The 20171-nt window shown below is 36.3% G+C and carries 18 protein-coding genes, 1 tRNA gene and 1 pseudogene; 15 read left to right on the forward strand and 5 right to left on the reverse strand.

Features of this window, described 5'->3' with window-relative positions:
* Window positions 1–251 precede the first annotated feature (251 nt).
* A pseudogene (locus OZD64_RS06710) lies at window positions 252–341 on the reverse strand (WPE palindromic element domain-containing protein); the annotation flags it as partial.
* A gap of 195 nt (window positions 342–536) precedes the next feature.
* Between OZD64_RS06710 and ubiG the strand changes: the two are divergent.
* On the forward strand, window positions 537–1712 hold the full coding sequence (gene ubiG / locus OZD64_RS00320; RefSeq protein ID WP_038198653.1) for a bifunctional 2-polyprenyl-6-hydroxyphenol methylase/3-demethylubiquinol 3-O-methyltransferase UbiG: 1176 nt from the start codon (window positions 537–539) through the stop codon (window positions 1710–1712).
* A gap of 11 nt (window positions 1713–1723) precedes the next feature.
* On the opposite strand, the gene OZD64_RS00325 is transcribed toward ubiG, so the two are convergent.
* On the reverse strand, window positions 1724–2146 hold the full coding sequence (locus tag OZD64_RS00325; protein WP_233395601.1) for a TrbC/VirB2 family protein: 423 nt from the start codon (window positions 2144–2146) through the stop codon (window positions 1724–1726).
* A gap of 157 nt (window positions 2147–2303) precedes the next feature.
* Here OZD64_RS00325 and metG point away from each other — a divergent pair, with 157 nt between their 5' ends.
* On the forward strand, window positions 2304–3941 hold the full coding sequence (gene metG, locus OZD64_RS00330) for a methionine--tRNA ligase (protein WP_038198656.1): 1638 nt from the start codon (window positions 2304–2306) through the stop codon (window positions 3939–3941).
* A gap of 73 nt (window positions 3942–4014) precedes the next feature.
* Here metG and OZD64_RS00335 read toward each other — a convergent pair whose 3' ends face one another.
* Complete coding sequence (locus OZD64_RS00335; protein WP_274999103.1) at window positions 4015–5124, reverse strand: hypothetical protein; 1110 nt, start codon at window positions 5122–5124, stop codon at window positions 4015–4017.
* A gap of 238 nt (window positions 5125–5362) precedes the next feature.
* The gene (locus tag OZD64_RS00340) at window positions 5363–6814 is read right to left on the reverse strand and encodes a replicative DNA helicase (RefSeq protein WP_010962532.1); all 1452 of its coding nucleotides are present in this window, start codon (window positions 6812–6814) and stop codon (window positions 5363–5365) included.
* A gap of 114 nt (window positions 6815–6928) precedes the next feature.
* Here OZD64_RS00340 and OZD64_RS00345 point away from each other — a divergent pair.
* The 5 genes from OZD64_RS00345 (at window position 6929) to OZD64_RS00365 (ending at window position 9602) form a co-directional block, all read left to right on the forward strand.
* Window positions 6929–7011 (forward strand) — tRNA-Leu (locus OZD64_RS00345).
* Window positions 7012–7035: 24 nt separating this feature from the next.
* Entirely contained in the window at window positions 7036–7632 is a 597-nt protein-coding gene (locus tag OZD64_RS00350; RefSeq protein WP_038198658.1) for an RDD family protein, read from the forward strand.
* A 483-nt stretch (window positions 7633–8115) separates the two neighbouring features.
* The gene (locus OZD64_RS00355; protein WP_274999104.1) at window positions 8116–8385 is read left to right on the forward strand and encodes a hypothetical protein; all 270 of its coding nucleotides are present in this window, start codon (window positions 8116–8118) and stop codon (window positions 8383–8385) included.
* Entirely contained in the window at window positions 8360–9034 is a 675-nt protein-coding gene (gene radC / locus OZD64_RS00360; RefSeq protein WP_010962534.1) for a RadC family protein, read from the forward strand. The genes OZD64_RS00355 and radC overlap by 26 nt, the downstream gene beginning before the upstream one ends.
* Before the next feature lie 277 nt (window positions 9035–9311).
* Window positions 9312–9602 carry a GIY-YIG nuclease family protein gene (locus OZD64_RS00365; RefSeq protein ID WP_010082530.1) on the forward strand — a complete coding sequence of 97 codons (291 nt, stop codon included), beginning with the start codon at window positions 9312–9314 and terminating at the stop codon, window positions 9600–9602.
* A gap of 324 nt (window positions 9603–9926) precedes the next feature.
* Here the strand turns inward: OZD64_RS00365 and OZD64_RS00370 are convergent, their stop codons facing one another.
* Window positions 9927–13190 carry a UvrD-helicase domain-containing protein gene (locus OZD64_RS00370; RefSeq protein ID WP_274999105.1) on the reverse strand — a complete coding sequence of 1088 codons (3264 nt, stop codon included), beginning with the start codon at window positions 13188–13190 and terminating at the stop codon, window positions 9927–9929.
* Window positions 13191–13271: 81 nt separating this feature from the next.
* On the opposite strand from OZD64_RS00370, the gene OZD64_RS00375 reads away from it, so the two are divergent.
* From OZD64_RS00375 to pstB, 8 genes are all read left to right on the forward strand, one after another.
* Window positions 13272–14138, forward strand: coding sequence for a 4-(cytidine 5'-diphospho)-2-C-methyl-D-erythritol kinase (locus OZD64_RS00375; RefSeq protein WP_274999106.1), 867 nt, complete (start codon window positions 13272–13274; stop codon window positions 14136–14138).
* Between the two features lie 3 nt (window positions 14139–14141).
* Window positions 14142–14507, forward strand: a complete 366-nt coding sequence (locus OZD64_RS00380; RefSeq protein WP_010082536.1) for an Mth938-like domain-containing protein — start codon at window positions 14142–14144, stop codon at window positions 14505–14507.
* A 1-nt stretch (window position 14508) separates the two neighbouring features.
* Complete coding sequence (locus tag OZD64_RS00385; RefSeq protein ID WP_010962536.1) at window positions 14509–15309, forward strand: metal ABC transporter permease; 801 nt, start codon at window positions 14509–14511, stop codon at window positions 15307–15309.
* A gap of 131 nt (window positions 15310–15440) precedes the next feature.
* Window positions 15441–15620, forward strand: coding sequence for a hypothetical protein (locus OZD64_RS00390; protein WP_010082539.1), 180 nt, complete (start codon window positions 15441–15443; stop codon window positions 15618–15620).
* A 5-nt stretch (window positions 15621–15625) separates the two neighbouring features.
* The gene (holA, locus tag OZD64_RS00395) at window positions 15626–16618 is read left to right on the forward strand and encodes a DNA polymerase III subunit delta (protein ID WP_038198664.1); all 993 of its coding nucleotides are present in this window, start codon (window positions 15626–15628) and stop codon (window positions 16616–16618) included.
* Between the two features lie 169 nt (window positions 16619–16787).
* Complete coding sequence (locus OZD64_RS00400) at window positions 16788–17822, forward strand: Fic family protein (protein ID WP_038198667.1); 1035 nt, start codon at window positions 16788–16790, stop codon at window positions 17820–17822.
* Window positions 17823–18438: 616 nt separating this feature from the next.
* Window positions 18439–19224: a 4-hydroxy-tetrahydrodipicolinate reductase gene (gene dapB, locus OZD64_RS00405; RefSeq protein ID WP_274999107.1), complete on the forward strand. Its 786-nt coding sequence runs from the start codon at window positions 18439–18441 to the stop codon at window positions 19222–19224.
* On the forward strand, window positions 19221–19979 hold the full coding sequence (gene pstB, locus OZD64_RS00410; protein WP_006280935.1) for a phosphate ABC transporter ATP-binding protein PstB: 759 nt from the start codon (window positions 19221–19223) through the stop codon (window positions 19977–19979). Before dapB ends, pstB begins: the two co-directional genes overlap by 4 nt.
* Window positions 19980–20171 lie beyond the last annotated feature (192 nt).

Here is a 20171-nt window from a genome sequence, read left to right on the forward strand (position 1 = left end):
AAAAAACGCCAACTTAAAAAATGGATAGTGAATAACTAGCTACCCTAGGGTTTCTTTTGCCTTTTTTTCTGTTTAGTAAATTTCTTAACGTTTATAATTTAGATTAGTTGCGGTTTAAAAGCAACTGAATCGCGGTTATTAAGTGTTTAGAATAAAAAAACGCCATACTTGAAAGTATAATGTAAGTAATTAGCCAACCACGGGGCTTCTTTTGCCTTTTTTTCGTTTGGTAAATTTCTTAATATTTATACAGAAGGTGTCATTCCAGTGCTTGACACTGGAATCCAGTTCTTATTATACAGCTATCTGGTGTACTTATTTAAAATTAAGTTTTCTGGATCTCAGTGCCAAAGCACTGGGATGACACCCTTCCTGGCGGAGATTATTCTCAAATCACAATGTTCGTACAGTTGTGGAATGAATTGCGGTATGACGTAGGAAAACCTTAGCTATAGCTTTAGAACTCCCAAAAGGTCAGAAGCATTGAATGACTTGACAGAAAGTTCAAACCCATATAAAATGTCCTTATTTCTTATATGTTAGGTATAGTATCAATTGCCTCAGATCATGCTGGTTATGAATTAAAATCAGAAATAAAACCTTACCTGGAAGCCCTAGGTTACAGAGTAGTAGATCAAGGCTGCACTGCTAAGCAAAAGTGTGTAGATTACCCAGACTATGCTGTTAAAGTTGTAGAAGATATAACAAGCAAAAAAGCAAATTATGGGATATTAATTTGTGGTACAGGTTTGGGCATGAGTACTGTGGCAAATCGTTTTGAAGGAATCTACGCTGCTTTATGTAACAGTGTTGAGATCGCAAAATTAGCTCGCGAGCATGGCAACGCAAATGTACTGTGTCTTGGTGCAGGATTTACTGCGAGTGGATTAGCAAAAGACATAGTCAAACAATTCCTCGAAACAGAATTTTCAAAAGAAAGCAGACATAAAAAACGCCTTGATAAACTCAGCAATATAACCTCTAAGAAAAAAAAAACAAAAACTTATAACGAAGATGAAATATCAAAATTCGCTAAAATGGCAGGCCAGTGGTGGGATGAGAACGGCAAATTCAAACCATTGCACATAATGAATCCTGTTAGAGTATCTTACATTATTGAGAAAATAAAAGAGTTAAAAAAATGCAATTTGAAAGAATTATCATTGCTTGATGTTGGATGCGGTGGTGGCATTTTGTCAGAGTCAATGGCACGCGTTGGCATTAACGTTGTGGGAATAGATGTATGTGAAGAAAACATAAAAGTAGCGCATTCACATGCAAAAAAAGTAGGGTTAAATATAGAATATATACACACCAGCATTGAAGAGCTAAGCAATGACAAGAAGTACGACGTGGTTCTGCTGATGGAAGTAGTTGAACATGTGGATAATTTAGAGCTTTTCATGAAAAAAGCGATAGAACTGCTAAAACCGGAGGGGTTAATCTTTATATCCACAATAAATAGAACTATTAAATCCTTTTGTCTTGCAATAATTGGTGCAGAGTACATATTAAATTGGCTGCCAAAAGGTACACATAACTGGAATAAATTTCTCAAGCCGTCAGAAATTGCAAATCACTTAAGAGAAAATAATGTAACGCTGCAAAACATGGCTGGCATGGAGTACAACGTAATAAAGCGTGAGTGGAATCTAACTAAAGGCGTGGATGTTAATTATATACTCTGCGGTTTGTTAGATTTAACTCTATAAAAGCACCATTTTCACTTCCAATACTTTGAAGGATCTTGGCCAGCTTTTATACAGTAGCCTTTATTAGTTAGCGCCCAACCGGAACGACAAGCATAACCTGTACCTACACGTTCATATCCAGGAGCAGCAACACACTTTCCATTCTCCAAGGTTTGACCTTTAAAAAGACAACAAACTTCTTTTTCTGTTACCTTTGTTACAATTTGAGGAGCCCCAAAAAACACAGCAACAAACATACCCAGTGCGAAAAGTGCAGGCCAAGGCATTCTGCCAAATATTGCAAGTAAGCTTGAACCAATTATTACCACTGTAATCATTGGTCCACCTATTCCATGAACGTAACCTATTACATTACACATTACATCTGTTGCTCCATCAGCGTGTGCATCAAATGCATAGAAAACTATAAATAGAATTACAAGAAAATTTCTCATTGTTCTTTCAATAATCATGCCTGATTGTTTCTTATTTTAATAAAATTTCAGTAAATAGCTTTTTTCAAAAATTATGCTTAACCCAATCAATATTTATTTATTACTGCCTTTTTAATACTATAATTAACTCAGTTGATTTTTATCAAAATGCTAAACCATGGAACAATTCGAGAACTTTTACATCACCACGCCAGTATATTACGTAAACGATAAGCCGCATATTGGTCATGCATACACTTCTCTCTTGTGTGACGTGGTGGCAAGGTTCATGAAACTAGCTGGGAAAAATGTCAAATTTACCACTGGTACAGATGAACATGGACAAAAAATAGAAAAAGCAGCTAAAGCAAAGGAAATGCAGCCAAAAGAATTTACAGATGAAGTGAGCGTTTCATTTAAAGAATTGGCTAAGTTCATGAATTTTGAGTATGACGATTTTATTCGCACTACGGAGGAACGTCACAAAAAAGCAGTTATAGCTTTATGGAATAGACTTGAAGAGAGAGGGCAAATATATTTGGATTCCTATTCGGGTTGGTATTCAGTTCGTGATGAAGCATTTTATCAGGAGTCAGAGCTGATAGATGGCAAAGCACCAACAGGTGCTGAGGTCCAGTGGATAAAAGAAGAGAGTTACTTTTTTCGCTTATCAAACTGGCAAGAAAAATTACTGGAACTCTATAAAAATCAGCCAAGTTTTATCTTTCCTGAGAGCAGAAGAAATGAAGTGATATCGTTTGTAAGATCAGGGCTCATTGACCTCTCAATCTCTCGCACTAGTTTTAACTGGGGAATAAAAGTACCAGGTAATGACAAACACGTAATCTATGTCTGGATAGATGCATTAACCAATTATCTTACATCAATAGGTTTCCCTAGTACTGAAGGTGAGGAATATAAGAGGTTTTGGGCAGAACCAGAAACACAGATTCCAGTGTCAAGCACTGGAATGACACCAAACCAAGAGAAAACGCAGATTCCAGTGTCAAGCGCTGCAAACCTAGCTGACAACTCTTTCAACGTTCATGTAATCGGTAAAGACATATTGCGCTTTCATGCTGTATATTGGCCAGCGATTCTCCTTGCAGCAGACCTGCCACTGCCAAAACAAATTGCAGTTCATGGTTGGTGGTTGAACGAGGGAGAGAAAATATCCAAGTCCCTTGGTAATGTCATAGATCCAATTGGCCTCGCTCAAGAGTTTGGTGTTGATCAGCTACGCTATTTTCTCCTCAGGGAAGCAAGCTTCGGCCAAGATGGCAACTTTAGTAAGAAAAATATGATCAGCCGGATAAATTCAGAACTGGCAAACAACATAGGCAATTTAGTACAAAGAACAATTTCATTTTTACACAAGCAATGTTCTGGAATTGTACCAACAATCGATCAAAGCCTACTTAAAGGTGAAGAAAGTCTTCCAGGTTGCAAAGCTATACTCGATCAAGTGATGAATCACCTATCAAAGTATGAATTTAACCATATCATACTTCTAATCATCAACATCTCTTCTGAAGCAAATGCCTACATAGACAAAAGTGCACCCTGGACACTAAGCAAAACTGACAGAGAGCGCATGAATTTAGTAATTTACAAGTTACTGGAATATATCAGGATAATAGGCATTTTATTGCAGCCAATCGTTCCCAAGTCAGCAGAGATGATACTAAATCAACTGCAAATTCCGAAAGAACAACGAGATTTAAAATCTTTGTGCGACGCGTGCGTAAGTTCAGGCATAACATTGCCTAAACCTACGCCGGTTTTTTTGAGGGTTGATTCTAAAGAGGAGAAATAGTGTAAAAACTATTTCTCCTGGATGGGATTATCTTTAGTTAACGACGGTGCACACCGCTGTCTACATATTCAAGTTAGGTGGCAAGTGCCTTAGTTACTTTAGCACAATATGGTTTAGTAACATCAGCACCTATCACTACTACTTCAGTAATTGCCGACTTAACCTTTCCTAGGCTCCATGCAAACCAGCCTTGACCATTTTCTTCTTTAGTTGGCTGACTTTCTGGGCTAGAAATCTCAGTACCTTTTTCATCACCAGATTCTGCATCATAAAATACATCCTGATCCTCAGAAAGACTCATTAAATAACTTTTAGCAGCATCAACATTTAAATGATCAGGTTGCTTAGGAACGTTATCAATATTTAAATAATCCAAACTATTAGCTCGTTGCTTTTGCTCACTGGAAAGAACCTCAAGATTTAAATAATCCAAACGAGTTAGTTCTTGCATGCTAGGTTTAGATCCATCTTCACGCTTAAACTGCTCTTCCGGACTAGAAGCCTTAGTACCATAAATCCTACTGTACAAGCTGCTTCCAACGCTGTTAAGTGCTCCTCTTACAGATGCAATTGACGCATCATAAGTATTTTTCAAGCCACCTCCAATACCACTAAGTGTTCCTTTTGTAGACTCAGTTGATGGCACATAATTATCGTAAGCATATTTGCCAGAATACAAGACACCATTAACTGCTTCTTTTGCAAACCAAACAGCGCTATTAACTGTTCCTTTTGCAAGCTGAACAGTGCCATCAGCAATTGCCACTTTTAATTTGTCTTCTTCTATCTTTTTATTTTTTTCAGCTAGTTGAGTTTTTTGCTCAGAACTTTTCTGCTTTTGAGTGCGTACTTGATCTTTTAACTTAGAATTTTCTTCCTCTTGAGCTTCTACTTTATTTTTTAACTTAGAATTTTCTTCCTCTTTAGCTTTTACTTCCGCTTCTTTTTTAGCTAGTTGAGTTTTTTGCCCAGAAATTGTTTGCTCTTGAGCTTTCATTTTATTTTTTAACTCAGAATTTGTTTTGTTCTCGCTAATTGCTTGATACGAAAGTGCAATAGCTACAGCAGAAAATACAGCACCACCAATAATAAATGGAAGGCCAACACTTAATGCTGCAACTGGAGCTAAGAAACCAATATGCAGAAAATACAGCACCACCAATAATAAATGGAAGGCCAACACTTAATGCTGCAACTGGAGCTAAGAAACCAATATAAGGAGCTGCAGCAAACACTCCAGATGCTAATAAAGTTAAAGCAGCCAGAGTTCCAGCTATATAATAGGGTACATTGTTTTTATTCATCATCTCACGTATTATAAAATATAATACCATTATAAAAGGATTTTTAAGAAGTTGTCAAGCTATCTTTACATAAAAAAAATAATTGATAAACTTGGGAACAAGAAGATTGCTGTCAAGCTATGAACTATGCCTTTCCGTGTAATCTTTAAATGCACCTCTGTTAGAGTCAAAATATAGCTTCACACTGCCAATTGGCCCGTTCCTCTGCTTTGCAATAACAAGCTCTGCAATATTTCTAATTTTCTCCATTTTCTCTTGCCATTCCCGATGTTTATTGTTTCCTTCACTTGGTTGCTTTCTCAATTCGTAGTATTCTTCTCTATAGAGAAACATTACTATATCTGCGTCTTGCTCTATGCTCCCTGAATCACGTAAATCAGAAAGTTGTGGTTTTTTATCATCCCTCTGCTCAACAGAACGAGAGAGCTGAGATAGTGCAACAATGGGAATATTTAGCTCCTTTGCAATTGCTTTCAAACCCTGCGTCACTTCCGAGATTTCTTGCACTCTATTTTCATTACTCCTTTTTGTTGTTCCTCTGATTAGCTGCAAATAATCAATGAATACCACTTCTACATTATATAATTGATACAGCAAGCGTATTCTGGTGCGAAGGGCACTAATTGATAGCGCAGGGGTGTCATCTATGATGAAAGGCAGTTCAGATAATTCTGTACTAGTATTGATAAATTCATGCAATTCAAAATCACTAATTCTCCCGGTTAATGCCTTATAATAACTAATCCCTGAATCTATAGTGATCAGCCTTGCAGTTAATTGCTCTGCTGACATTTCAAGCGAGAAAAACGCTACATAGTGTTGCTTATCTGCTCTTTTTTGCAACATCTTACAAGCATTAAGTGCGATGTTTAGCGCCAATGCTGTTTTACCCATAGAAGGCCTTGCAGCTAAAATTAATAAATCAGATTTTTGTAGACCACCAAGAAGCTGATTTAGATCTTGAAGTCCGGTTGTAACGCCTAGCGCTTCTGGATTATTTTTCAGTGTGCTGATCTTCTCAACTACATCTTTAATTGAACTTGCAAGTTTTATATATGTTTTCTCACCTTGTTTTTTTACTGCCAAATTGAACAATTTTGTCATTGCTTGTTCAATTTGCGCCTGTGCAGGATTTTCAATATCGTAGTTGTAGCTATCACCCACTATTTCTTGCCCGAGCTTGATTAAACATCTCCTTAAGTAAGTATCACGGATTATTCTAGTCAAACTATAAATATCAAGTGCAATACTTGCCTTCGCTGCAAGCTTTGCTAAGTACTCTACCCCGCCACACTCGGTAAACGCTTGGTCGTTCTCAAAAAACATTTTGAGGCTCAGTTCATTGGCAACTATACCGTGTTTCCTGGTTTTAGATATTTGCGTAAAAATACTTTGATGCAGTGGATCATAGAAATTTTCTGCTGTAATTGTGTCTTCAACTGCATCACAGATTCTATTATCACGAATCATTGCACCAATAAGCATCTGTTCAGCTTCTAAATTATGCGGTAATTTACATATTTCCTTATCTACACTTCTTGAACTGAGGAGATTGGCTAATTCATTCATTTTAAGTTTTGAGAGTAACTGTTGATTATTGTAGAATATTTAGTCCTCATTTGAAAGATGTAAAGGCAAAAAAATTTGACTAATTCCGTGTTGCCTATAGCATTAAAACTTAATGCCCCTGTGGTGGAATGGTAGACACGGCAGACTCAAAATCTGTTGCTTGCAAAAGCATGCTGGTTCAAGTCCGGCCAGGGGCACGTTAAATATTGGAAAGTATATATATGTTACATAAATTTTTTAATCGTTTATTTTCTATTTTTTCTTCTATAAATGTTATTCAAAAGGTAAAGAAAGATGAAAATGGGATATGTTATGTAACGGGCCTCAGGCGCTATATATCAGTATTGCTTGATTTCATTATTATCGTTTTGTTCTTGCAGTTTTGCAGCCAAGCCTTTAATCAGCTCTTTACAAACTCAGAGGATAGCAAAATATTCAGCCAAGTTGCTGCAAAATCCCCAATGCAAGTGCCACTTTCTATAGAACAAAAGGCAATGCAGAGTAGACTTGTAAAATTAATGATTCTAAATCAAATAGTCCAGTTTATTATGCTCTTTTGCTATGTAATATATATGTGGGTAAAGTTTGCTACTACACCTGGAAAACTATTATTTGGGCTTAGAGTTGTGGATGCACAAACTTTCGAAAAGATGACCCTAAAACAAGCAACAAAGAGATTTTTTTCCTTTATATTGTCAGTTGCACCATTGTTCTTGGGCTTTTTATGGTCAAATTTCAACAAACGCTGTCAAACTTGGCACGATAAGATCGCAGGCACAGTGGTTGTCACGAGTAAAAGCCTTAGAAGGCAGAGCTAAAAACTACTTGACACCCTTCGCCAGCCCCTTTATCATGATAGTGAAGGTATTCAGTTATCTTCATCTGTGCAGATTAAACAGCAAGAAAACAACGTAGTTGGCGTCTTATTTTTAATTTTTTGCACTATGTGCACCTTATGTCTTCACAACATTTCTGGGTTTTTACCTATATAAGCTGAAACGCGCTTATAAGTCGTTTAAGACATTATAGTACGCCAATTTGCAGGATTAGAGAGTGACAACTAGCTAACGCGGGGTTTCTTTTGCCTTTTTTTCTGCTTAGCAAGTTTCTTAAACATTTAAACTAAGGTGAGTTGCGTTTAAAAGCAGCTAAATTGCAGTGTTTAAGATTTAAAAAACGCCAAATACTGAAAATAGACAATGACTAGGGCTTCTTTTGCCTTTTTTTTCATTTGGTAAATTTCTTAATGTTTGTAGCTAAACGACAACCGTCATCCCTGTAAAGATCAAGTATCCCGCTACTTGTTAGCGGGACCTAGAGATACCGCGAATGAATCGCGGTATGACGGTCTGCGGCGGTATGATGGTCTGCGGCGGTATGATGGTCTGCGGCGGTATGACGTAGAGCTCGCGTCAGCTACTTTCATGACACCATTTGCTGTCTTTAAAAATGAATGTTCTTACAATTGTGCGTCATGCGCTTTATTAAATATTTTACTTAAAAATCTAATTTCTTATTATACAAGAGATAAGCAATTCATTGATGATGAAAAATTACAAAAAGGGGCATAGAAAGCGCCTAAGAGAGAAAATTATTTTAGATAATGGACAATCATTACTTGATTATGAAGTTTTAGAGCACATTTTATATTCAGCATATAGTAGAATTGATGTAAAACCGGTGGCAAAGAGTTTGATAGAAAGTTTTGGCAGCTTAAATAAAGTTTTTAATGCTGACCTGGAAGCGCTGCAAAACGTTGATGATGTCAGCAATGCAGCGATATCTGCCATCTTTTGTGTAAAACAAGCCTTTGTTCGTTCTGCAAGAGAAGAAATAAAAAACCTGCCTGTAATCGATAACTGGGAAAAATTGCTTGATTATTTAAGAATAAGTATAGGAAGCCTTAATAAGGAAAATTTTCGTGTCATCTATATGAATAAAAAGTATCGTCTAATAGCGGAAGACTTGCAAAATATTGGTACAGTAGATCAAACTCCTCTTTATGTCAGAGAGATCATCAAGCGCGCACTTTTGATTGGTTCAACATCCATTGTAATATCTCACAATCATCCAAGCGGAGATACACAACCTTCAAATAGCGATATATCTCTCACTAGACAACTAGCAGAAGCTTGCCAAAGTATAGGAATAGAATTAATAGATCACATTATTATTACATTCAGTAGCTATTTTAGTTTCAAGGAAAATAGGTTGTTGTGAAAGCCTTTATAGCTACAGTAACTTAGATTTACCGACAATCGTCATTCCGCTACGTGTTAACGGCTAAGAGATACCGCGAATGAATCGCGGTATGACGTAGATTGCTGTCATCCCGCTGCTTGTTAGCGGCTGAGATACCGCCGCGGTATAGTAACTCGTCATCCCGCTACGTGTTAGCGGGATCTATCTGCGGCGGCATGACGGTAAGTTTTATTGTGGTATGATGGTGTAGTATAATGTTGGTAAACCTCAGTTACTTTAGTTATAAACGATTAAGATGAAGTTATCATATATCTATATACTTACAAATAAAGCTAATAGCACATTATATATTGGTGTAACTGCAAATTTGATCAAGAGGATTTGGGAACACAAAAACAAAATTGTTTCAGGTTTTACATCAAGATATAATGTAAATAAACTTGTATATTTTGAAGAGTTTGAAGATATAAGTTTAGCTATTGCAAGAGAAAGGCGCCTGAAAGAATGGCCAAGGCAGTGGAAAATTAATTTGATCAATCAAAAGAATCCTAGCTGGATTGACTTATATTACTTAGCTTTAAGATAGCTATGCTGAGATCCCGCTAACACGTAGCGGGATGACGAGAAAGGAGCAGCAGGATAACGGTTGAGTAATTCGTCATCCCGCTACTTGTTAGTGGCTGAGATACCGCGGCGGTATGACGGTTTGCGGTGGTATGACAGTTAAGTAATTCGTCATCCCGCTACTTGTTAGCGGGATCTATCCGCAGCGGTATGACGTAGGACTGCTGTCATTCCGCTACGTGTTAGCGGCTGAGATACCGCGAATGAATCGCGGTATGACGGTCTGCGGCGGTATGACGGTTCGCGGTGGTATGACGTAGTAGCTATTTCTTGCAATCAAGTTTCGTTAAAAGTCAGATTGAATGGTTAAATCTTCCACCCAAATAACCACGCACTCTACTTGCTTGTTTGGATATATTTCTTGTACTAAGGTTTTATAGATTAACATCTGTTTTTTTATTTCATTTAATAAGGAAACAGAAACGTTACGGTGTGATTTGTAGTCAATTATGATTACTTTATCTTGCGTTATGCATAGCCTATCTAGTCGTACTAATACTGACTTGCCATCAATTGTTCCACTCAGTGTAATCTCTGATTTGCCTTCCAAGTCAAACAAATAGCCATATTTTTCATTAAAGGCTAATATTTTACTGTAAATTTCATCCTTATCTTCGCTGATGTTATCAAGGTATTTTCTGACCCAATTTTTTCTCCTTTCTTTTTCTATCTTGGGCATATACTGCAATATGCTGTGAATAATCAGGCCTCTTGCATAACCATCTGTCATCCAAGTAGCTGACACTGGGATCCATTCTGCTCCTTCTTTTTCACTGGATTCCAGCGTCACGCGCTGGGATGACACCGAAGAGTGGGCTAAAGCTGGTGGAAGGGAAATGACCGGAACGTCAAAATAATCACGTTTTTTATAAATGTAAGGGTAGTTTGCATTCACGCATAATACTTCAACTTTTTCTTTAAATATTGGCTGTAAATCCCTTTGTTTCTTTTCATATGGCTCTCCGTACTTAGTGCTTAGATCATACCAAGAGCCCTTTTGCACTGGCTCTTTACTTAAGATGTATAACTCATCTTCAGCACGCGTGAGTGCTACGTATAATAAACGCAAATATTCATTATAATCCTCTAGTTTTTTCTCTCTTTTTACTTGATCGCAATAAGCGTTGTTGTTTTTTCCACACCAAAATGGCACTTCTGTTCCATCAAAGATAATGCTTTCACTGTTTCTTGGCACTGTGTTTGTATCAACCAAAAATACTATGGGAGCTTGCAGACTTTTTGATTTGTGAATTGTCATTATTCGCACAGCATTGCGTTCTGATTGCATATCATTCTTAATCTCCGGATTATTCTCCTTGATCCATTGAACAAACGCTTGAAGAGATGGGTTTTCAAATTGCAACACGAGGTTCATAAATTCGTCTAGAACCTCAAAGCACTCAAGACCTAGCCTTGCAGCAAATTTCTTCTTACCTGTACGCAATATATGTGTAAATAGTGCAAGAGGAGACTCTATGCGAGATAAGTTAATGAGATAGTTTAATTCACTATAGATAACCACAGAATAATCCTGAATTCTTTCCCATAGTGAATGCTCTTTACGGTCGTATGCAATGTTAAATAAATCATCCTCGGTGAAATTAAATAGCGGTGATTTTAAAGCATTTGCAAGAGCTAAATCATTTGCCTGGAGGAGTAAAAATTCGGCCAAAGCTATTAAGTCCTGCACGGCTATATAGTCCATAATTCTAAAATAATCCCGGCCTACAACTGGCACGTTTGCTTTTTTAAGTTCGCTTATTATGTAATCAACTAATACGTTTCGTTGCCGTACCAAAATCATAATGTCTCTTGGCTCTATATGGCGATCTTTAGCGACTAAAATTCGCCCTTCATTTAACCAATTGTGAATTCTGTTGGCTATTGTTTGAGCAAGTAATCGGTCTGCTATTATATAATTTTCCCTGCATGTCAGAGGAATTTGTAAAGCTTGCTGTTCTTTCTCTTTGCGCCTTGGTAACGCTGGCCAAATTTCAATATATCCTTGGTCATTTTCTCTATGTGGAACATGTTTTATTTCATTATCATTAAAAGATATTTCTGCGCGGAAGTTATTAAATATTCTCTCTACAAGCATCAAAACTTCTGGAGTTGAGCGAAATGACTTTTCAAGTTGGCATGATATCCAATCTCTACCACCAGTTTTCGTATGAAAGTATTGTTGCATATAGTTGAATAGATGGGGATTTGCTCCTTGAAATCTGTATATGGATTGTTTTACGTCACCAACAACAAATAAGGTTCGCTTTTCATCATTACCGGCAAAAAATTCATCGCAGAGATTTGTTATAATTTTCCACTGGCTGATGCTATTGTCTTGTGCCTCGTCAACAAGGATGTGATCTATTTTTTGATCCAAGTTAAACAATATCCAATCTTTATAGTTTGGATTGCTAAGAAGATTTGTTGCTAAGTTGATTATATCATTGTAGTCAAGCAGTGCATTTTTTGATTTTTCACTATTATATAAATCAACATATACTTTAAATACACCAAGTAAGCTACTGGTTCTCTTGAATATTTGATAAGAGTTCATGTCTCTTATATGGGTAAATACTACATTCTGAACGCTCTCTATTATTTGCTCTGCATCTTTGAATTTCTCCAAAATACTTTTTGTTGCAATGGATGATATGCTCTTTTTTTCGTGCGATTCTGATTTTAAAAAGACCTTGGCTAGGTTTTCTACTTTAGTGTCATTCCAGCGCGTGACGCTGGTTCTTTTCTTCTGGATCCCAGCTGGGATGACAGTAGAATAAAGTATTTCACTATAACTCTGATCTCTTTTACTGCCTTCACTTAATATCTCGGCTAGTCTTTCCACGTGCTCAATTGTTTCACTCTGTAAGTCATGAATTTCATCTGGGGCGCTCAATTTATCTTTGATATATTTCGAATCATTTGCTGACGCTGATCTTTTTACACATAAAGTATAAAGCAAATCGCGTAGTTTATTTTCATCAATTTCAGTTGCAATAAGGTTGATATCATCCTGCACAGTTTCGTTATGAAGCACTTTATTGAATATGATGGAATGTAATTCTTTGCATTCGCTCAGCGTGCAATTTGGAGCAATGCCAGCTTCTATAGGAAAGCTGGAGATTAATTTGTAACAGAAAGCGTGTATGGTTTGTATAGTTAGACCAAGATTTTCCAGTTCAGAGAAAAGCCTTCTTGCTCTTGTTAAATAATCTTTATTTTTTCTGGATCCCAGTGTCACGCACTGGGATGACAAGTAGGGGTGCTGAGATCCCAGTGTCACGCACCGGGATGACATTGGAAAGAAATCTAGTTGTTCTAGATCTGCTGCCAACACACTATCTGAACATATTGCCCACTTACTGAGTATGCTGTGAATGCGATTCTCCATTTCGTTTGCTGCAGCATTGGTGAATGTTAAGCAAAGAATATTTCTTTTGTTTTCTAATAAAAGTCTCAATACTCTGTCTATTAAGATTTTTGTTTTGCCTGTACCAGCGGACGCATTTACCCACACAGAGAAATTAGGATTTATGGCATTTGATCTCATCAGAAGTGCGAGAACCTTATAAAAGTTGACTAGAATAGCATTATAGATATAATGTAAAAATAGTGTTAGTGAAGATATATAATGAAAAGTTTTTGTGTAAAGGCGCCTGCAAAAATCAATCTTTTTTTGCATGTTGTAGACAAAAAAGAAACAGGGTATCACTTGATTGAAGGTTTATTTGTCTTTGCTAATCTCTCTAATTTTTTGGAAATAAAAGTAGGTGAGAAGGATTCTAGATACGATAACTCTACAGTTGAATTTATAAACTCCGAGTCTAAAATAAATAACCAATATAACACTGTAATGCAAGCGGTTAATCTGCTGCTTAGGCATGCTCCTGTACGCACTAAAGTCACTGTAAAGGTTGTAAAAAACATACCAATTGCTGCAGGACTTGGTAGCGGATCCTCAGATGCTGGAGCTGTGGTACGTACGCTAGGGAAGCTGTGGGAGATTGATAGGACGATTTTAAATGAAATAGCCTTAAACGTTGGTGCTGATGTTCCCGCAAGCGTAGATAGCAAGCCAGTTTTTGTTAGAGGTATTGGCGAAGAATTATGCCACATTAAAAAATTCTCTTTACCTACAAATGTGGTGCTTGTGAAACCGAAAAAAAGGTTTTTGAGTACACCAGAGGTATTTTCCAAACATGAAGGAAAATTTTCTGAGCCAATTAAATGGAGCGATGACGCTGAAAAGGATTTGTTGAAGTTTCTTAAAGAGACGAGAAACGATCTTCAAGAAATAGCAATAAGCTTTGTACCTGAAATTAAGGATGTGATATCAACACTTAAGTCACAAGAAGGCTCTATACTTTCTCGCATGTCAGGCAGTGGTGTATCATGCTTTGGAATATTCGATAGTGAGGAAAATGCAAAAGCTGCTGCAGTTAATATCGGAAAAAAGCAACCAGAATGGTGGGTATGCAACACTCAATTAATAGTTTGACTTATGGATATAACTCCCTTAATTTCCGAGAATAAAAATCTTATAAATGGTTACAGGGAAGGAAAATTTTTGGTAAACAATCAAGAATATTGCGGCTCAATTATAATTTTTCCTGAAAAGGTGATAAAATTGAAAGAAAGTGATATAAACAGCAAGGAGTATTTTGAATCTTTTTTAACAGAGGAAATAGAAATTTTGTTAATAGGTACTGGTAAAACACGCAATATACTAAGTTCTTCAGTGAAGTCCTATCTTATGGAACAAAAAGGTTTAAATTTTGAATTTATGACAACAGGTTCTGCATGCAGAACCCATAATATTCTGATATCCGAAGATAGATTTGTTGTCAGTTATCTAATAGCCATATAGCATGCTTACCCAGGACTTTTTCATCAACAGTCTAGTTGCAGTAGTTGTAATTAGCCTAGTAACAGGCGCTTTAGGATCGTTTATGATATGGCAAAGGTTATCTTATCTTGGTGATAGTTTGTCCCATTCTTCGTTGCTTGGTGTTGCACTTGCTTTAATCTTTAAGATTAGCCCATCGCTTAGCATAATGCTCATTGCAATTACATTTGCTATACTACTTTCTCTTAATTTTAACAGATTATATTCTGCTGATACGATATTGAACATTGTTACCAATGTAGTTTTATCATCGAGTTTAATACTTATGTCTTTTCTTCCATCTGGCAATAATAGTATTATTAGCTCACTGTTTGGTGATATATTAACGCTCGATCAAAGTGATATAGTATTGATTTTTTTAACCTCTGCAGTAGTTACTTTGATATTAATATTTAGATGGCGTTATTGGTTAATGATTTCAATTAATCAAGATTTAGCAGTAGTTGAAAAAATTAATGTTACCTTTGTTAGACTAGAATTTTTAATCACTCTTGCTATATTTATAGCAATTGCTGCCCAACTAATAGGAATATTACTCATTGCTGCATTTTTGCTAATACCAGCAGCATCTGCAAGGCTCATTTCGAAAACTCCAATGCAGATGATTATTGTTGCAACAGTTTTTTCTGTGATCTCTGGGATATCAGGTCTCATGTTATCTGCAAGTTTTGATTTGTTAACTGGACCTGCAATTATACTTGTTGCAGCGGTATATTTAATTATCGCTTATTTTATAAGGCTAGTATTAAGCAGGTTGGCTTAATTTTGATCTCGAATGTTAATAATTTTGTAATATACTCATTATAAAACATCACTATCTTAGCACAAAATAGTTTTTGCTATACTATTATTTATATGCTAATGATAAGTTGTTAATTTTATGGAGTAAGCAATATGAGCGAAGAAGGATTTTTTTCCAAATATATATCTCAACCTGTGAAAAAATTTTATAATTATATTACAGGAAAAACAGAAGAGTCAGATGATGTAGCAGGTGATGTGCATAATATTGCACAAGGAGACTCAGAGTCTTTGGATACTCATGTACAGTCAAATGAGAATGATATCATATAGATAGCATGAGGGTCACACCATCCAAAGTTAAAAAATTCCTAGAGAAACCTGATGCTTTACGTGGTGTGTTAATTCATGGAAGTGATAACAGTAGGGTTGATTTTTATGTACAAGAAATAATTGCTAATTTGGGTGAGTATTCAGTTCAGGTGATGGATTTTGCAATAGTGAATAAGTCACCCAGTTTACTGTTTTCTGAATTGGCAAACGTTTCGATGTTTACCAGCAAAAAATTAATTAAGCTGATAAATGTGAGTGGAGGTATATCCAAGGAGTTAAAAAATGTATTGGATTATAACGCAAGTGGTCATTATGTAATGATGGTAGCAAATGATCTTCCATATAATTCTGCGACTAAAAGTTATATGGAGAGTTCAAAAATTTTTGGTGTGATTGCTTGCTATAAGGACAGCAACAGCAATCTTTATGACATTATATCAAGTTACTTAAAACAAAATGATATAAAATGCACAAATGAGATAATCTACCATTTGCAATCTTACTTTAATCATAGCAAGCTGCCTATATGTTCAGAACTTGAGAAGTTAGTTTTATACTTAGGGGAGAGAAAAGACCTAAAACTTACTGATATAGAATTATGCTTTTCAACTTCCGGCAACGACTATGCTACACTTGATGATCTATGCTCTGCCATAGCAAGTAAAGATATGTCGCGTTTCATTAGAATTTCTGATGCATTGATATCGCAAGAAAATTTTTCACCGATAGCACTAATTCGCATTATATCAAATTATTTCCTACGCCTTGAAAACGTTTTGCTGTCAGTGCAAGGTCGAATGAGTGAGCAGGCTGCGATTGATCAGCTAAGCCCTCCATTGTTTTTTAAACAATTGCAGAGTTTTAAATCTCATTTGAAAAGTTTGCAACTTTCAGAACTTAAGAAGATCTTGGAAAAATTGATAAGCTTAGAAGTTACCTGTAAAAAAACTGATTTAGATCATAAAATGATTTTTCAACATGCACTGACAGGTAGCTGACTACTCGGATCCAGCCTTTCTTATAATTTCATCAAAATGTTGTATTTTAACATAAAATAGCTGCTTTTATGCCTACCAAAATTCATTCTTTAGTGTGTGTCTCATAAGTATTCTTTGCTAATAGGATATTTTCGAATATAATTGAATATAACTAGATAAAAATACAGATATGTTTGACATTTCAAAAATTGTAATAACACCTGAAATGTTAAAATTAGTTGCTGAAATTGATGAATTTAAAGGAGCATGGCAATTGTTTGGTAATTTAGCTCCAGAACGTTTACAAATGCTCAAGAAAATTGCAACAATTGAAAGTATTGGTTCTTCTACTCGTATTGAAGGGGCAAGATTATCAGACCGTGAAGTTGAGCAATTACTATCCAAACTTGATACACGCTCATTTCGTTCTCTAGATGAACGAGAAATAGCCAGATATGCGTATGTGTGTGAAGAAGTATTTCAAAACTTTAACAAGATACCATTTACAGAAAACACTATAAAACAGTTTCATATCTGGCTTTTACAATTTTCATATAAAGATCAAAGGCACATGGGAGAATATAAAAAATTCCCCAATCATGTTGAAGCGTTTGATGAATCTGGAAAAAGCTTGGGCATAGTTTTTGAAACAGCCTCTCCATTTGAGACAGCAACACAAATGCAAGAACTTATTTATTGGACTAGCCAGCAATTAGAGGTGAAATCGTTACACCCTCTATTAATTATTGGCATTTTTATAGTTACTTTTTTAGCTATTCATCCCTTCCAGGATGGAAATGGCAGATTATCACGCATTCTCACAACTTTCTTGTTACTAAAGTTAGGGTATATCTATGTACCTTACAGTTCCCTTGAAAGTAATAAGGAGAGTTACTACTTAGCTTTGCGTCGTACTCAACAATCCTTGAAGACGAGCAGCTATGATTTTAATCCATGGCTTATATTCTTTTTAAGGTCACTACAAAAGCAAAAATTTCATCTTGAACAAAAGGTGTCACATGAAAAAGTGTTAAATCTCTATTTACCACCACTTTCTGCTAAAGTATTAGCACTACTCAGCAAACATGGACGTCTTACAATTAAGGATTTGGAAAATATTACTAAAGCAAACTGCAATACCTTAAAGAAGCACGTATCTAATCTCGTAAAGAGTAATCACATCACTCAGCATGGAAAAGGCAAAGCAACCTGGTATGTAATATAGAGCTCAATAGGATATGTATTCATTTTGAATTGTTAAATTATTCAGCTATAGAATATAGATCACAGCTGTACAAACATTGTAGTTTGAGCCCACTAGATCCCAGTGCCCTATTCTTGTCATCCCAGTGCCCAGACACTGGGATCTCATTTTACTTTATAATGATGTCATGAAAGTAGCTGACACTGGGATCCAGAAAACTTAATTTCAACCAAATAATAAAGGCTAGATCCCAGTGTCACGCACTGGGATGACAAAAAAAGGAGCACTGGAATGACAGTAGTCCTACGTCATACCGCCGCGGTATCTTTTAGCATAGATCCCGCTAACAAGTAGCGGGATGACGGTTGTCAGGGTGTCATCCCAGTGCCCAGACACTGGGATCCAGAAAAGTTTGCTTGTAAGCAAGCAAACTAGCATAGAAAAACGTTTTCGATGAGATTGCAGAAAGGCTAGATTCCAGACTGGAATGACATCGTTCACTATGTACCATATTGCAATAGTTGTGGTCAAGGCACTGGGATCTGAAATTGCAGTGTTCGTACAGCTATAGAATATAGATCAGAAGTGACAGAGCTTAAAAAAAGGCCTAACATTCTTAATAAACGTAAAAAGCTTTATGAAAATCAGAGTTGGAGTAATAGGCTGCTTAGGCAGAATGGGCAAAAAAATACTCAATGAATTAATTACAAATACCAAAGTGGAAATAGCAGGTGCTGTTGCCCGTTCAGGTAGTAAGTACATAGATTCAGATATTGGACCAATTATAGCCAATCTAGGAATTAAAGTTACAAGTTCTATTAGTGGCATATTTGAGTCATCTGACGTTGTAATAGATTTTACAACTAAAGAATGTATGTTAGACTGCCTTAAAGCAGCTGTAAAATTTAAAACACCGCTGGTTAGTGGCACAACTGGAATAGAAGGTGTCGATTTGAAAGAATATGCTGCTGAAGTTCCAATATTATGGTCAGCAAATATGAGTGTTGGGGTTAATGTGTTGCTGAAATTGGTAAAAAAAGCTGCTGAGCTTTTAGGTAATGAATATGACGTTGAGATTTGGGAAATGCATCATAACTTAAAAAAGGATTCACCATCTGGAACAGCTATAGAACTTGGCAAAACAATTGCTAACGCTTCAAAAGTGGATTTTCAGTCCAATCAATATTTACATAGTGGTTCAAACATAAGGAAAAAGGGGGGAATAGGTTTTGCAGTATCTCGTGGAGGTGGAGTAATAGGAGATCACAGCGTGATGTTTGTTAATTCTGATGAACGGATAGAACTAAACTACAAAGCAATTGATCGCACAACATTTGCTAGAGGAGCTGTTCAAGCAGCAGTATGGCTATACGAAAATAAAAGAGAAATTCCGGGGCTCTATTCAATGCAGGATGTGATATGAGCAATACACGTGCCTCTGTTAAAGATTTAAATCTCTGGTACGGCTCTAAGCAAGTTTTATTCGATATAAATTTGAATATTTATAAAAGAAAAGTTACTACTTTTATCGGACCATCCGGGTGCGGTAAATCAACATTTTTGCGTTGTTTTAATCGTATGAATGACTATGTACCAGGTTGCAAAACTGTTGGTGAATTAGATATCGATGGGCTGGGTGATATATATTCACGCGATATGGATGTTGTACTACTTAGAGCAAAAGTTGGTATGGTATTTCAAAAGCCAAATCCTTTTCCAAAATCAATATATGATAATGTTGCTTGTGGGCCAAAATTGCATGGTATGGCGAAGGATAAGCAAAAATTGAATGAGATGGTGGAAAATAGTTTAACCAAGGTTGGTTTATGGGAAGAATTGAAGGACAGATTGCAAGATAGCGCACTCAATTTATCCGGTGGCCAACAACAGAGGCTATGCATCGCTCGCGCAATTGCAGTGAAGCCAACTATTTTATTAATGGATGAACCGTGCTCTGCTCTTGATCCAATGGCAACCAATGCAATCGAAAATCTTATACAAGAGCTAAAATTAAGATTTACTATAATTATGGTGACTCATTCAATGAAGCAAGCTAAAAAGTTATCTGATAGTGTAATTTTCTTTCATAATGGCAGAATTGTTGAGTCTGGAAGCACTCAAGAAATATTCGAAAATGCTCAATCTCCCTTAACAAAGGAGTATATCCTGGATCATTAAATTTCTGACCTTACCCAGAAAAAGTGGAGAGAAAGAAAAGAGTTTTTTTGGGTAAAATAAAATTTTGGAGGATTAGAAATGGTAAGAGAATATACGGCAGAGTTCAAATTGGAAGCTGTTAAGCTGGCAAATGAACAAAGAAAGGTAGGTCAACCAGTTGCAAAAGTAGCAAGAGATCTAGGAATAAGGGAT

Origin of the sequence: Wolbachia endosymbiont of Drosophila tristis, from assembly GCF_028981745.1 — a bacterium.
Lineage (GTDB): Bacteria > Pseudomonadota > Alphaproteobacteria > Rickettsiales > Anaplasmataceae > Wolbachia > Wolbachia pipientis.

What these genes read in the sequence shown, in the direction of transcription:
- ubiG (WP_038198653.1), top strand. Translation starts at nt 537, where the DNA reads ATGTTAGGTATAGTATCAATTGCCTCAGATCATGCTGGTTATGAATTA.
- OZD64_RS00325 (WP_233395601.1), bottom strand. Translation starts at nt 2,146, where the DNA reads ATGAGAAATTTTCTTGTAATTCTATTTATAGTTTTCTATGCATTTGAT.
- metG (WP_038198656.1), top strand. Translation starts at nt 2,304, where the DNA reads ATGGAACAATTCGAGAACTTTTACATCACCACGCCAGTATATTACGTA.
- OZD64_RS00340 (WP_010962532.1), bottom strand. Translation starts at nt 6,814, where the DNA reads ATGAATGAATTAGCCAATCTCCTCAGTTCAAGAAGTGTAGATAAGGAA.
- OZD64_RS00350 (WP_038198658.1), top strand. Translation starts at nt 7,036, where the DNA reads ATGTTACATAAATTTTTTAATCGTTTATTTTCTATTTTTTCTTCTATA.
- radC (WP_010962534.1), top strand. Translation starts at nt 8,360, where the DNA reads ATGAAAAATTACAAAAAGGGGCATAGAAAGCGCCTAAGAGAGAAAATT.
- OZD64_RS00365 (WP_010082530.1), top strand. Translation starts at nt 9,312, where the DNA reads ATGAAGTTATCATATATCTATATACTTACAAATAAAGCTAATAGCACA.
- OZD64_RS00370 (WP_274999105.1), bottom strand. Translation starts at nt 13,190, where the DNA reads ATGAGATCAAATGCCATAAATCCTAATTTCTCTGTGTGGGTAAATGCG.
- OZD64_RS00375 (WP_274999106.1), top strand. Translation starts at nt 13,272, where the DNA reads ATGAAAAGTTTTTGTGTAAAGGCGCCTGCAAAAATCAATCTTTTTTTG.
- OZD64_RS00380 (WP_010082536.1), top strand. Translation starts at nt 14,142, where the DNA reads ATGGATATAACTCCCTTAATTTCCGAGAATAAAAATCTTATAAATGGT.
- OZD64_RS00385 (WP_010962536.1), top strand. Translation starts at nt 14,509, where the DNA reads ATGCTTACCCAGGACTTTTTCATCAACAGTCTAGTTGCAGTAGTTGTA.
- OZD64_RS00390 (WP_010082539.1), top strand. Translation starts at nt 15,441, where the DNA reads ATGAGCGAAGAAGGATTTTTTTCCAAATATATATCTCAACCTGTGAAA.
- holA (WP_038198664.1), top strand. Translation starts at nt 15,626, where the DNA reads ATGAGGGTCACACCATCCAAAGTTAAAAAATTCCTAGAGAAACCTGAT.
- OZD64_RS00400 (WP_038198667.1), top strand. Translation starts at nt 16,788, where the DNA reads ATGTTTGACATTTCAAAAATTGTAATAACACCTGAAATGTTAAAATTA.
- dapB (WP_274999107.1), top strand. Translation starts at nt 18,439, where the DNA reads ATGAAAATCAGAGTTGGAGTAATAGGCTGCTTAGGCAGAATGGGCAAA.
- pstB (WP_006280935.1), top strand. Translation starts at nt 19,221, where the DNA reads ATGAGCAATACACGTGCCTCTGTTAAAGATTTAAATCTCTGGTACGGC.